At 69.2% G+C, this 12,914-nt stretch carries 13 protein-coding genes; 7 read left to right on the forward strand and 6 right to left on the reverse strand.

Features of this window, described 5'->3' with window-relative positions; all coding sequences use genetic code 11:
• A partial coding sequence (locus tag C0461_RS10605) for a PPC domain-containing protein (RefSeq protein WP_292106665.1) occupies nucleotides 1-736 on the reverse strand: 736 nt, incomplete at its 3' end.
• Nucleotides 737-830: 94 nt separating this feature from the next.
• Between C0461_RS10605 and folD the strand changes: the two genes are divergently transcribed.
• From folD to C0461_RS10630, 5 genes are all read left to right on the forward strand, one after another.
• Nucleotides 831-1,742: a bifunctional methylenetetrahydrofolate dehydrogenase/methenyltetrahydrofolate cyclohydrolase FolD gene (folD, locus tag C0461_RS10610; RefSeq protein WP_292106668.1), complete on the forward strand. Its 912-nt coding sequence runs from the start codon at nucleotides 831-833 to the stop codon at nucleotides 1,740-1,742.
• A 50-nt stretch (nucleotides 1,743-1,792) separates the two neighbouring features.
• On the forward strand, nucleotides 1,793-2,431 hold the full coding sequence (locus C0461_RS10615; protein WP_292106670.1) for a LemA family protein: 639 nt from the start codon (nucleotides 1,793-1,795) through the stop codon (nucleotides 2,429-2,431).
• On the forward strand, nucleotides 2,428-3,228 hold the full coding sequence (locus tag C0461_RS10620) for a TPM domain-containing protein (protein ID WP_292106672.1): 801 nt from the start codon (nucleotides 2,428-2,430) through the stop codon (nucleotides 3,226-3,228). Before C0461_RS10615 ends, C0461_RS10620 begins: the two co-directional genes overlap by 4 nt.
• 1 nt (nucleotide 3,229) lies before the next feature.
• A complete protein-coding gene (locus C0461_RS10625; protein WP_292106675.1) occupies nucleotides 3,230-3,916 on the forward strand; it encodes a TPM domain-containing protein in 687 nt (228 codons plus the stop codon).
• A 62-nt stretch (nucleotides 3,917-3,978) separates the two neighbouring features.
• On the forward strand, nucleotides 3,979-4,734 hold the full coding sequence (locus C0461_RS10630; protein ID WP_292106678.1) for an endonuclease/exonuclease/phosphatase family protein: 756 nt from the start codon (nucleotides 3,979-3,981) through the stop codon (nucleotides 4,732-4,734).
• Here the strand turns inward: C0461_RS10630 and C0461_RS10635 are convergent.
• On the reverse strand, nucleotides 4,674-6,158 hold the full coding sequence (locus C0461_RS10635; RefSeq protein WP_292106680.1) for a phospholipase D-like domain-containing protein: 1,485 nt from the start codon (nucleotides 6,156-6,158) through the stop codon (nucleotides 4,674-4,676). The two genes, C0461_RS10630 and C0461_RS10635, sit on opposite strands and share 61 nt — an antisense overlap.
• Before the next feature lie 169 nt (nucleotides 6,159-6,327).
• On the opposite strand from C0461_RS10635, the gene C0461_RS10640 reads away from it, so the two are divergent.
• The gene (locus tag C0461_RS10640) at nucleotides 6,328-6,507 is read left to right on the forward strand and encodes a hypothetical protein (RefSeq protein WP_292106682.1); all 180 of its coding nucleotides are present in this window, start codon (nucleotides 6,328-6,330) and stop codon (nucleotides 6,505-6,507) included.
• 115 nt (nucleotides 6,508-6,622) lie between these two features.
• Nucleotides 6,623-9,154 (forward strand): tipN, encoded by a 2,532-nt coding sequence (locus C0461_RS10645; RefSeq protein ID WP_292106684.1) that lies wholly within the window; start codon nucleotides 6,623-6,625, stop codon nucleotides 9,152-9,154.
• 241 nt (nucleotides 9,155-9,395) lie between these two features.
• Here C0461_RS10645 and C0461_RS10650 read toward each other — a convergent pair whose 3' ends face one another.
• The 4 genes from C0461_RS10650 to C0461_RS10665 all read right to left on the reverse strand — a co-directional run.
• Nucleotides 9,396-9,788: a host attachment family protein gene (locus tag C0461_RS10650; RefSeq protein WP_292106686.1), complete on the reverse strand. Its 393-nt coding sequence runs from the start codon at nucleotides 9,786-9,788 to the stop codon at nucleotides 9,396-9,398.
• 156 nt (nucleotides 9,789-9,944) lie between these two features.
• Nucleotides 9,945-10,154 (reverse strand): hypothetical protein, encoded by a 210-nt coding sequence (locus C0461_RS10655; protein ID WP_292106688.1) that lies wholly within the window; start codon nucleotides 10,152-10,154, stop codon nucleotides 9,945-9,947.
• A gap of 213 nt (nucleotides 10,155-10,367) precedes the next feature.
• The gene (locus tag C0461_RS10660; protein WP_292106690.1) at nucleotides 10,368-12,434 is read right to left on the reverse strand and encodes a S46 family peptidase; all 2,067 of its coding nucleotides are present in this window, start codon (nucleotides 12,432-12,434) and stop codon (nucleotides 10,368-10,370) included.
• A 205-nt stretch (nucleotides 12,435-12,639) separates the two neighbouring features.
• Nucleotides 12,640-12,914: S46 family peptidase (locus C0461_RS10665; protein WP_292106692.1), on the reverse strand; the 275-nt coding region annotated here is incomplete at its 5' end.

Genomic DNA, 12,914 nt, shown 5'->3' on the forward strand with positions numbered 1-12,914 from the left:
TGACGTAGTCGCCGGTCTCCGGCGCCGTGAACAGGATGCGCGAGTTCAGCCCGTCGTCGCCGTCGTCGTTGGACGCAAGCTCCTCGAAGGCCCGTCCCGAACCGCGCCCCACATAGAGCATCGGGTCGAACGCATCGCTGTTCAGCCGGACCTGGACGCGTTCGCCCGCCCGGGCCCGGAAAACATAGACGTCGTACAGTTCGTCATAGGCCAGTTCAGGATCCTCGCCCCTCGTCAGCGCCCCCTGAACCTCCCCGCGAGGCGTGAGGCGTGTGGGAGTCGGTTCGACCGGGGCCGCGGCCCGCTCGGTCAGGCTCACCTGATAGGCGCCTGCGGCCTGCGGGCTGAAACCGCGCACCCGGACCCGCCAGGTTCCGGCCGTGTCCGGCGTGAAACGCAGCAGGGCGTGCGGATAGCCGTCGCTGTCGTCATCGCTGGCCAGAGGCGTCGGGTCCGCCTGCTCGCCCTCGCGATAGATCGAGACATAGGAGTCGAAGTCGTCCGACGTCACACTGATATCCAGTCTTTGGGTCGGCCCGGCGCGGATCAGGTAGTCGTCGTACAGGTGGTCTTCCTCGGACCACGACCCCACCGGGCCGTAGGCGTCACCCTCCTCCAGCATGCCGCTCACCGGCTGATCCGGCGTCAGCCAGGGCGTCTCCTGGGCGACCGACGGCGCGGCCATGACCAGAGCCAGGGCGCTCGCGCAGGCGAGGCGGGTGCGGATGGACGACATGAGCGGATTCCCCCTTGAGTTCGGGCCGATCATAGACGCCGAACCGGCGCGGCTGTAAATCGCCCCCCGCACACGATTTCTGACGAGGACGATCATGGCCGAAGCGAAACGCATTGACGGCAAGGCTTTCGCCGAGGGTCTGGTGAACCGCATCACCCGCGCCGTGGCTGATCTCCACGCCCGCCACGGCCTCAGGCCCGGCCTGGCGGTGGTCATTGTGGGGGAGGATCCCGCCAGCCAGATCTATGTGCGCAACAAGGGCGAGCGCACGGAAGCCTCCGGCATGCGCTCGGACACCCACCGTCTGCCCGCCGAAACCTCGCAGCAGGACCTCCTGGCCCTGATCGCGAACCTGAACGCCGATCCGGGCATTCACGGCATTCTTGTGCAACTGCCCCTGCCCGCGCACATCGATTCTTCCGCCGTGTTGGGGGCCATCGACCCGGACAAGGACGTGGACGGCTTTCATGTGGTCAATGCGGGCCGCCTGGCGGTGGGCCTGCCCGGACTGGTCCCGTGCACCCCGCTGGGCAGCGTCATGCTGCTGAAGGATCAGCTGGGCGATCTGACGGGACTGAACGCGGTCATCGTCGGACGCTCCAACATCGTCGGCAAACCCATGGCCCAGCTGCTGCTGGCCGAGAGCTGCACCGTCACCGTCGCTCACTCGCGCACCCGCGACCTGCCTGCCCTGTGCCGCACCGCCGACATCCTGGTGGCCGCGGTGGGCCGGCCGGAGATGATCAAGGGCGACTGGATCAAGCCCGGCGCCACGGTGATCGACGTGGGCATCAACCGCGTGCCCTCGGCCGATCCCGAGAAGGCGGCCCAGGGCAAGACCCGCGTGGTGGGCGACGTGGCCTTCGCCGAAGCCGTGGAGGTCGCTGGCGCCATCACGCCGGTCCCCGGCGGCGTGGGCCCCATGACCATCGCCTGCCTGCTGATGAACACCTGGACGGCCGCCTGCCGGTCCGCCGGGCTCGACCAGGTCCTGCCGGACGCTTGAACTGCCGCTGTCGAAGGGGAATAGTCTCCCCAGGCAGGCGGGGAGATTTCATGATGACGGCAAGACGTTCCTGGGCGGGTCCGATCCTCGCCCTGGCCATGATTCCGGCGCTGGCCGGATGCGGCGTCAACGCCATCCCCACCAAGGAGGAGCGCGCCCGCGCCGCCTGGGGCGACGTGCAGAGCCAGTATCAGCGCCGCGCCGATCTGGTCCCTAATCTGGTGGCCACAGTCCAGGCCTCGGCGGTGCAGGAACGCACCGTGCTGAACGAGGTGATCGAGGCCCGCGCCCGCGCCACGGCGGTCAATGTCACCCCGGAGGACGCCGGCGCCATGCAGGCCTTCCAGGAGTCGCAGTCCGAACTGGCCGGCGCCCTGTCCCGCCTGCTGCTGGTGGTCGAGGCCTATCCAGAGCTGCAGTCCAACCGGAACTTCCTTGAGCTGCAGTCCCAGCTCGAGGGCGCCGAGAACCGCATCGCCATCGCCCGGCGCGACTACAATGAGGCGGTCGCCGACTACAACACCGAGCTGCGCACCTTCCCGGGCGTCTTCTGGGCCAGCACGATCCACGGTGGCTCCGAGCCCATGCAGCCGTTCCAGGCAACCGAGGCGGCGCAGGCCGCGCCCGAGGTGAATTTCAATCTGGACGCGCCGCCCGCGGCCGCCGGCCAGACCGCACCCGCCCGGTGAGCATTCGCCCGCTCCTCTGGATCATCGTTCTGACGGCCGTCTGGCTGGCCGCAGGGCATGCGACGGCCCAGACCTTCCCCGCCCTGAGCGGCCGCGTGGTGGACGAGGCCCGGCTGCTGTCACCGGACCGGGAGCGCCAGCTGACCGAGCGGCTGGCGGCCCTGGAAGCCGAAACCACCGACCAGCTGGTGGTGGTCACGGTGAACGACCTGCAAGGCTATCCCATCGAGGACTACGGCTATCAGCTGGGCCGGGAATGGGGCATCGGCCAGGGCGACAATGACAACGGCGTCCTGCTGATCGTGGCCCCCAATGAACGCAAGGTGCGGATTGAGGTGGGCTATGGCCTGGAGCCGATCCTGACCGACGCCCTCTCTGCCCGCATCATTCACGAGGAGATCCTGCCGGACTTCCGGCAGGCGGGTTTCGAGAGCGGCATCACAAAGGGCGTCGACGCCATCATCGCCCAGCTGACCCTGGACGAAGCCGAAGCCCTTGCCCGGGCGGCGGACGCCGAGCGCCCCCGACCACGCATGGTGTGGGGGGTGCTGATCACCATCGGCGTGTTCCTTCTTCTGGGCGTCATCGGCGCGGTTTCCGCCTCCCGGGCGCCGGGACGGCGGGGCCGCGGGCGCGGGGACGGCCTGACGCCGATCCTGATCTGGGCCGCGACGGAGGCGGCGCGCAGCCGCTCCAGCGGCCGATCGGGCGGTGGGTTCGGCGGCGGGGGCGGTTTCGGGGGCTTCAGCGGCGGCGGCGGCAGTTTCGGGGGCGGCGGCGCCTCGGGAGGGTGGTGAGATGAAGTTCGGCCACGAGGAGCACGCCCGCATCACCGCCGCCATCCGCGAGGCGGAACAGGCCACATCCGGCGAAATCTTCTGCGTCTTCGCCCACCGGGTCTCCCATCACGCCGATGTGGTGCTGGCCTGGGCGGCGGGCCTGGCCCTGACCGTGCCGCTGCTGCTGATTCCGTTCGGCTTCAATCCTTCATGGCTGCCGGGCTTCTCGGCCGGATGGACGGCTGCGCACCTGGCGGCGACAGAGATCACGGTCGGCCTGACCCTGGCCGCCTACGCCGCGGTCCAGTTGTTCGTATTCGCCCTGGTCTGTCTGCTCGGCTGCATTCCGGCGGTGCGGCGCGGGATGACACCCCGCACCCTGCGTGCCGGCCGTTGCCGCCGCGCGGCCATGAGCCAGTTCCTGGCCCACGGCCTGCACGTCACCGAGAACCGCACCGGGGTGCTGATCTTCGCCAGCGAGTTCGATCATCACGTGGAGATCATCGCCGACGAGGGCATCCACCGGGCCGTCGAGGCGGATGTCTGGATAGACGCGGTCGAGGCGATGGCGCGGCATCTGAAGGCCGACCGGGCCGCGGAGGGCTATGAGGCCGCCATCGCCCGGTGCGGACAGGTTCTGGCCCGGCATTTTCCGCCCGCGCCGCGGGACCGGAACGAACTGCCGGACCGGCTGGTTGAAATCTGATCCCATTCGGGCCGCTTTTCGGGCTCAAAAGCTTCATCCCATAGGCCTATAGTCCCGCGTTCATGGCCCGACTTCTCACCTACAATGTGCACCGCTGCGTCGGCGTCGACCGACAGCTGGACGTGGCCCGCATCGCCGGCGTCATCGCCGATCTGGAGCCGGACATCGTCTGCCTCCAGGAACTGGACGTGGGCCGCGCCCGCACCGGCGGGGTGGACCAGGCCCACGCCATCGCCGAACGGCTGGACATGAGCTTCCAGTTCCACCCCGCCATGCGGGTGGAGAAGGAGCTGTACGGCGACGCCATCCTGACCCGCCTGCCCGAAACCCTGGTGCGCGCCGACGCCCTGCCGACCCTGTCGGGGCTCCGGGGCCTGGAGCCTCGCGGCGCCCTGTGGAGCCTGATCAATGTGGCCGGGGTCGAGATCAACGTCATGACCACCCATCTGGGCCTGATCCCGCGCGAACAGCGTCTTCAGGCCGCCGCCCTGATGGGCCGGGAGTGGATCGGGTCGCCGAAGCTTGAAGGTCCCGTCATCCTGACCGGCGACTTCAACGCCACCTCGATCACCCGCCCCTACCAGATCCTCACGCGCAAGCTGGAGGACGCCCAGCGGCGTCTTGGCCTGAAGCCCAGCCTCAAGACCTTCCCGTCAGGCTTCCCGGCCATCCGCATCGACCACTGCTTCGTCAGCGAGGAGATTCGCGTCACCGGCGCCCGGACAGGGACTTCGCCCCTGGCGCGCATGGCCTCGGATCACCTGCCGCTGGTGATCGACTTCGAGGTGTCGGCGGCCGGGGATTCAAGCCTCGCCTGACGACTGCGGCGCCGCCTCAGCCACGGCCACCAGGCGTCGTCGGAGCCGTGCGGATCGCCGAACTGCCATTCAGCCATGAAGCGGTCAAAGCGCGTCGGCGGCTCCAGGCCCAGTTGAACCAGACGGTCCCCGCCGAACGACAGGATGGTCTGGCCGACGGACGGGGACAGCGCCTCGGCCGCGCCATAGGCCTCGCCGTCCACGGCCATGAAATGGGCGATCAGCCTGTGGCGCAGCCGCCGCACGAAGGCGCGCCCTTCGTCCGTGTCCGCCACGGTCGCCACGTCGCATTCAGTGTCGAGGCCCTGCGAGCGGTTGTTCAGATTGGTCGAGCCGATGCGCAGGAACTCATCGTCGATGATGGTCACCTTGGAGTGGACGATGATGCGCTGGCCCTCCTCGGTGCGGGGACAGAAGGCGGTGAAGCGGTTCTCGTGATCCGCCGCCTCCAGCCGCATCAGAACCTCGGCCCGGGCGGTGTCCATGGTCAGGCGGTCGAACCAGCTGGGGCTCTCTGTGGTGGAGACCAGCACGATCTCCGGCCCGCCCGGCTCGGTCAGGCGATCGATCAGGGCCTGAGCGATCACCGGCGAGGTGAAATACTGGTTCTCCAGATAGATCAGCTTCCTGGCCCGGCGAATGGCGTCCAGGTGCAGGGCCAGGTTCTCCTTCACCTCGGCGCGACGTCCCCAGGCGGGCTCGGTGCGCGCCACGCCGACCTCCACGTCGGTCAGGTCCGGTTCGACGCCCTCGGGCCACGGATCAAGCCCCGCCTGCTGGATGGGCAGAACCGCTTCGCGCGTGGCGCGGAACCAGCGTCGGCGCGCCAGGTCGCCCAGCGCCCTGGCGGCCGGGCCGTCCATCACGCACATCACCTCGTGCCGGGGCGGACAGATGGCGCCGGAGGGCATGCACCGGCGCGGGTCGCCGTCCATATGCTCCAACGAATCCCAGCGGTCCGTGGCGATGTCGCCGCCGCCGCAGAAGGCCACCGCATCGTCGATCACCACCACCTTCTGATGATGACACGCGCCCAGGGGCCCCGGGCTGTCCAGGCGGAAGTCCGCTGTGCGCCGATGGAACCATCGCTGGGCCCGTTGCGGAAAGAACCCCTGCGAGGCCGCGATCAGCAGCGGCGATTTCCAGATCAGCAGGCGAATGTCCAGATCCGGGTTCTGCTTGATCATCATGCGGATCTGGTGGCCGATCTCCGCCTGACGGTCGCCCGGCCGCGTCTCGGGATCCAGCCGGGTGCGCGGATCGAACTGCCAGCCCAGGATGACGACGGATCGTCTGGCCTTGGACAGGGCCGATTCGAGGGCCTCGAAATAGGCGGCGTTCTCAACCAGCACGGCGAACCGCCCGGCGCGTTCGACGCGCCAGCAATTGTCGCCCGCCTTCAGCCATTCGTTCGCCTGATCCATGCCCCGCCTTGTGACGTGGTCGCGTGACGACTTTATTCACGTCCACGCATCGAAGACGCTCCACGGGGACTGTGGTTCCGTCAAGGCAACACATTATGGCCAAGGTTGCGGCTAAGCTGGATCAGGCGCATAACGACAGGACGCTGGGACAGGGGGAGCGAGATCGGCGATGCAGACGCTGATCCAGATGATCATCCGCTTGGTGGCAGCCATAGCCGCCGCCGCCCTGGCGCAATTCGGCGTGGACGTGAACACGCCGCCTGAGGCCGAGCGCGAGGTGCGCCGTATGGCCGATTGCACCGAACAGGTCGCCGAGCTGACCACGCCCCCGCCCTCCCACAACTGCTGATACGCAAATACGCCGCCTTCACCTTTGCGCGGCGACCGCGAGCGGCTAGTTTCTCCGTTCGCGCGAAACCTCAACTCGTCCGTGATGCGCGCGTCGGACCACGGGGCTTCTGTCCATGACCAAACGCAGTCGGCTGTCGACCAGAACGGAAGCCAAGGCGGACGTCCCGCCCGAGGCGGTCGACATCGCGCCGGAGGCGGCTCCGTCCGAACGCCCCATGTCCGAGCGGCAGCGCCGTCGCCTGGCCGAACAGGAACGCAAGGCGCGCGAAGCCGAGGATGAGGAACAGCGCTTGGCGCGCGAGGCCGAGGAGGCCGCCGTCGCCGCCGCCATGGCCGACATCCGCGCCCAGATGAGTGATGACGCGGCCCAGCCGCCCGCCACCCTCGATGAGCCGGGCCTTCCTGCCCCGGCCGCCCTGCCCGCCCCCGCCCCCGTCGTGACGGGCGGGCGTCACGCCTATCTGATCGCCGCCCTGGCCGTGGTGCTGTGGATCGGCGGCGTGGCCGCGTGGGCCGCGTTCCAGACCGGCGCCGGGCTGAGCGGCCTGGATCCGCTTCAGATCGCCATCTACAGCCTGCTGGCCTTGGCGCCGGCGGGCCTGGCCATCCTGCTCGCCCAGGCCGTGCGTCAGGGCGCCCTGCTTTCGGCCGAGACCCGCCGCGCGCGCACCCTGGCCGACGCCATGGTCGCGCCGACCGCCCTCGCCGCCGAACACGCGGGCGGCATGGTCACCGCCCTGCGCGGGGACATCGATCAGGCGACCCTGGCGGTGGAGCGCGCACGCAATGACCTGGCCGCCCTGCGTCAGGCCCTGGGCGAAGAAACCGAACGCCTGACCGAGGCGGCGGAGACGGCCCAGCGTTCGGCCCGCCGCCTGTCCGAACAGCTCGGCGGCGAACGGGCCAGCCTTCAGACGCTCTCCGGCGAGCTGGAGAAACAGGCGGCCAATGTGGTGGACGTGGTGGAGCGCCAGTCCCGCATGGTGGCGGACGCCTCGGACCTGGCCCAGACCCAGCTTCGCGAAGCCGAGGCCGCCCTGGCCGCGCGCGCCGCCGACATGGCCGCCGCCGCGGGGGAGGCCCAGGACGCCGCCCGTCTGGCCGCCGATGATCTGTCGCGCCAGACGCTCCGGCTCGAGAACGCCGGCTCCGGCGTGGCCGAGCAGATCCATTCGGTCGAGGAGGGGCTCAGCCAGCAGCGCGCGGCCCTCGTCACCGCCGCCTACGCCCTGCGCACCGATCAGGAGGACTTCTCGGCCCAGGTCGAGAGCCAGCGGGCCCAGCTGATCGAGACCCTGTCGGCGGCCCGGTCCGCCGGCGGCGAACTGTCCGACACCTCGTCGCGCAGCGTCGAGGTCCTGCGCGATCTGGTCGAGGCCGCGGCGGACCAGTTCCGCGCCCTCAGCGAGCTCTCCAGCCGCGAGGCGGAGGCCTTCGACGGCGCGACCCGCAAGGCGCTGGATCGTTTCGAGGCCCTGGCCGCCGATGCCCGCGACACCGTCGCCGAGGAAGCGCGCCGGGCGCTGGAGGCCCTCAACACCGTGGCCGCGGAATCCCGCGCCGCCGCCGCCGAGGCCGCCGACCAGGCCCAGGCCCGCGCCGACGTCCTGGGCGAGGCGCTCTACGCCGCCGCCCAGAAGGCCGACCACGCCGCCGACAGCCGCATCGAGGGGGCCCGCCGCATCGTGGACGAAACCTCCTCTCTTGTGGACGAGGCGGGTCAGAAGGCCGTCGAACGTCTCGAGATGACTGTGGAGCGCCTGAACGCGGTCATCGGTCAGGTGGATGACGCCATGAGCGAACTGGACGTCCGGGCGGCCCGCATGCCGGAGGAAGCCCGCAGCCGCATGGATGACGTGCGCGCCACTGTGGAGGAGGGGCTCAGGGCGCTCGGTGAGGCCTCCCGCAAGGCGGCCGAGGACACCGAGGCCCTGGACGCCGCCTTCCAGGAGAGGGTCAAGCGCAACTACGACATGCTGTCCGAGGCCGTGCGGCTGATGGGGGTGGTGTCCGGTGACTCTCCCGTGGCCGCCCAGCGCCGCCGCGAGGTGCTGGCGGAAAAGGCGCCCGAGACGGACAAGTCCGCCCCCGTCCGTCCCAAATCCCCCCCGGCGGAGCAGGAGCCTTCGGGCGGCTTCGGTCTTCGCGGCCGCCTGAAGCTGGAGCCGGCCGCCCCCCCGCGCGGGAAGGACAGCGACGCCGACCGCAGCCTCAGCTGGAAGGATCTGGTGGACGACGACGCCAGTCAGGATGCGCCGCTGGATCTGGAGACGCCGGTCGACGACGACGAGGCCCTGGGCGAACGGATCACCCAGGCCATCCGGCGCATGGGCGTGGACCCCAACGCCCTGCTGCCCCGTTCCCGGGTCGAGGAAGCCGCCGCCGCCTTCCAGGACGGCGAGCCGGACCGCGCGCGCCAGATCGTCCGTCGCATCGCCCCGGCGGCCGTGCGCAGCGTGTCGCGCCGGGTGCTGAGCGATGCGGAGCTGAAAGCCGACGTGGAGCACTATGTGCGCCAGATGGCCCGCCAGCTGTCGCAGGCGGCCCGCGAGGACGGCGAGGGCTACTCGGTCCTGTCCCGCCTCGCCACCGACCCCGGCCGCGCCTTCCTGCTGCTGGACGCCGCCGTGGGCGATCTGGCCTGATCCCTCATCGGATTGAGGAGGCGAGGCCCGGGGCGCGCCCTCATAAAATCGCCGAGGCCAGGGCTTCGCTCACAGGCAGAAGTCCGTGTGTGCCCACGACCCGTTGCGGTCATTCGATTGGTCGCAGGCTGACGTGTGGTTCTCACTGGTCGGCTGCGCTGGGAGCGTCCGGTGTTCGGCCATCCATCAAAGACGCGGGCGCGGTTCTAGCTTGTGAGAGGACTTGCGGCTGCCATCGCCCCTAGTCCTGCAGCGAGCGCTCGATGGCCTCTACAGGCGAGTTGATCAGCGTCTTGGCCTGTTCAAGGACAAGCTTGTCCTTCACGATCTGGTGAAGAAGCGGCCGAATTTCACCCAGGGTGCCGGGATCGGCGATCAGGATGAGCTGGTCGAAGGCCCCGGCGTTTGCGGCTTTGTAAAGCCGTTCGGCGATCTGCTTTGAAAACGTTGCTTCGTTGAGATCTTTGCCCGATGCATCCGGCGGGCTCTTTCCCGCGGGTCCCTCGTCGGCCAGGTTGGTCGGGGTCCAGTTGGCGTCGTGCGTGAGAGACCCTCCCTTTGCATGAAACGTTTTGGCCTCCTCGCCGCTGGCGACGACGACAAAGGTCCCGTCCGGGTAGCGTAGCTGGGTCATTATTTGAATCCTGTATTGGCGACCGCGGCTGGGCATCGCGACGAGATTTCGTTCGGTTGGGCTCGGCGGTACGCATCGCGTGGTGTCAGACTTGCCCGAGGTTGCCGCGAGTGCTCCCGCCGCTGCCCGGCCTGCCGGGTTCGCCAATTTGAAGTGCTAGCGATTCTTCCGGCCGCGATCGTCTGGATCGATCGACCCATCCGGCTGGACGTTGTTGGCAGTGTCGCCGACCACCGTGCTTTCGCCTTCAATCGGTTCGAGACCCTCGCGGCGGTACACTCCGCCGCCTTGGCCGATGCCGGGGTTACGCTCGAGATCGTCGGTCCCTTTGACCGGTTGGTCCTGGGGAGTCGGGTGCTTGCTCATGGCTGTCTCCTCTACCGTTTAGGAAACCATGCGCAGGCCGAGGGGTTCCGACTGACTGCATCACGTCACCGCGTTCTAGGAAACGCTCGCCCTACGCGCCCCGTTCAAGGTCGGCTGTTCGGCAAGATGGGAATGGCGGCTCCCCACCCATAGCGGCGGTTCCGGACGCGCGCTGTTCGGCAGGTCGCCCGGCATCACCCATGAGACCATCCCCTAGTCCGCGCCCAGCTCCGCCAGCAGATGGTCCATGCCGTAGATGTTGCGCAGGGCCTCGGTCACCGCCTGGGTCGTGACGATGACGCTGCGGTTGACGTTGATGTCGTAGCCGTAGGCGTTGCGCTGGGTCAGGACGGTGGAGTCGAAATTGGCCCCGATGATCTCGCCGCGCCCATTGATGGCGGGCGAGCCTGACGAGCCGCCGATGGTGTCGGTGGAGACCGACATGTTCATCACCGCGTCCATGTCGATGCGGTCGCGGGCGGCGGCGATGCGCGGGGTGATGACGAAGGGATCGGCGCCGGTGGCCCGATCGAACAGGCCCGCGAAGGTGGTCAGGGGCTCCACGGTCCGACCCTCGTAGGTCCAGCCCTCCACCTTGCCGAAGCTGAGGCGAAGCGTGCCGGTGGCATCGGGATAGACGTCGTCGCCGTAGACCGCGAAGCGCGCGGCGGCCAATGCCTCGCTGGCCCGGGCGGTCGGGGCCTCGACCTCGGCCTCCCATTGCTCGCGGACGGGGCGGTTAATGGGCTGCATGGCGAGGGCGAAGCGGATCAGCGGATCGTTGCTGGCCTCGATGGCCTCAAGCCCGCCCTCCCACAGGGCGCGGCGCACGGCCGGGTCGCCCAGGGTCGAGCCGGACGCCAGCCGCTCGGCCATGCCTTCCGGCGATTCATCGCCCAGCAGGGCGCGCACACGGGGATCGTCCACGGTCAGGATCTCGCGCGTCTTGGACAGCCACCAGCTGAGCTGAAGCTCGTCCAGCGCCGGATAGGTGGGCAGGTCCGCAAACAGACGCTGCTGCACCAGCGGCAGGCGACTGTCGGCGAACTCAGGCAGGCGCTGTCCCGACGGCTTGCCCCGCTCCTGCGCCGCCCGCACCAAGGTCTGGGCGAAGCCGAACAGGCGTGAACCGCCGCCTGCGCGGCCCTCAAGCAGGCTGTAAGCCGGATAGAGCCGCGCCTGCACCGGCTGGATCGCCGCCAGCGCCGACCACGGATCACCCGCCTCGGCCGCCAGCGCCGGATCGGCGGCGACCCGGGCGCGGAACTCCTCTTCCGCCGTCTGGCGGCGTCCCATGAAGTCGCCGTCGATCAGGGCCCGCATTCGGCCCATGCCGCGCTTGTAGGTGTTCTCGACCCCCGACAGGGCCGACGAGGCGATGAAGCGGTTCTCGTCGCTTTCCTGCGAGAAGCGGATCAGGCGTCCGCGCAGTTCGGAGGCGATCAGCTGGTCCATGGGCAGGACCACGTCGCGCACGGTGGCCAGCTGGTCCTGGGTCAGCAGGCGCTGGGTCGACCCCGGCGTGCCCGAGACGAACACCGCCTCGCCCGGCGTCGGGGCGTCGGCGTTCCAGGTGAAGTGGGTCTCGGTCGCGACCGGCCGATCATTCTCGTAAAGGCGCAGGAAGGCCGCATCCAGCGCGAAACGGGGGAAGCTGAAATTGTCCAGATCGCCGCCAAAGGACGAGGCGCGCTCCTCCGGGGCGAAAGCCAGCCGGACGTCGGCGTATTTGCGGAAGGTGTAGAGCTTGAACTGGCCGCCGCGATACAGGCTGACCACCTGACAGCGCAGGTCGCCCTGGCCCTCGCAGGCCTCGCTCTCGATGGCGGCGGATTCAGCGTCGCGGGCGCGGGTGAAGGCCGAACCGTCCAGCCCCTGACCCGCTGCCTGCATGCGGTCGGTCACGTCGGAAATGTCGATCAGCACCTCGGCCTGCATGCCGGGACAGCGGCGCTCCTCCTCTCGGCTCGCCGGCGTGAAGCCGGTCTCGGCGTACTGAACCTCAGGCGTCGAGATGTTCTGGACGCACGAAGAGACACAATGATTGTTGGTCATCACCAGCCCCTCGCCCGACACGATGCCCGCCGAACAGCCGGTGGTCAGGCGCACCGACGACAGGCGCGCATGGTCCAGCCACGCCTGATCGATGTCCGTCCCCAGCGCCGCATTGGCCCGCTGGATCGGGAAATTGTCATAGGTCCACATGCCCTCCTCCGCCGAGGCGGACGATGCGGCGGCCAGGGCCAGGGCGGCGGCGGAGGCGGTGAGGAACAGGCGCATGGTGGTCTCCATCAGGCAGGGCCCCTCTCCCGGCGGGAGAGGGCTGCGCGCAGCGGGATGCGAAGCAGACCGCTTCTTGAGCGCGCAGGGTGAGGGTCGGGTGGACCCTGCGGAACCACCGAACCCTCATCCCCCGCGCAAGGACCTCCGCGCTGCGCGCTCCGATGCGCGGGTCCCCCTTCTCCCACCGGGAGAAGGTCGGGTGTTACTCCACGCCCAGTTCTTCCAGCAGGTGCGGCAGACGATAGACGTTCCGCAGGGCTTCAGTCACGGCGGCTGTGGAGACCGAGACCGTCCGGTTCAGCTCTCCGTCATAGCCGAACGCGCCGCCCAGCGAATGGATGTTGCCGTCGAAGGCCGTGCCGATCACTTCGCCGTCGGCATTGATGACGGGCGAGCCGGAGTTGCCGCCGATGATGTCGTTGGTGGAGACGAAGTCGTAGACGGTCTCGGGGTTCACGCGACCCTCGGCCTCGGCCC

Source organism: Brevundimonas sp. (assembly GCF_013823285.1).
Taxonomy (GTDB): Bacteria; Pseudomonadota; Alphaproteobacteria; order Caulobacterales; family Caulobacteraceae; genus Brevundimonas.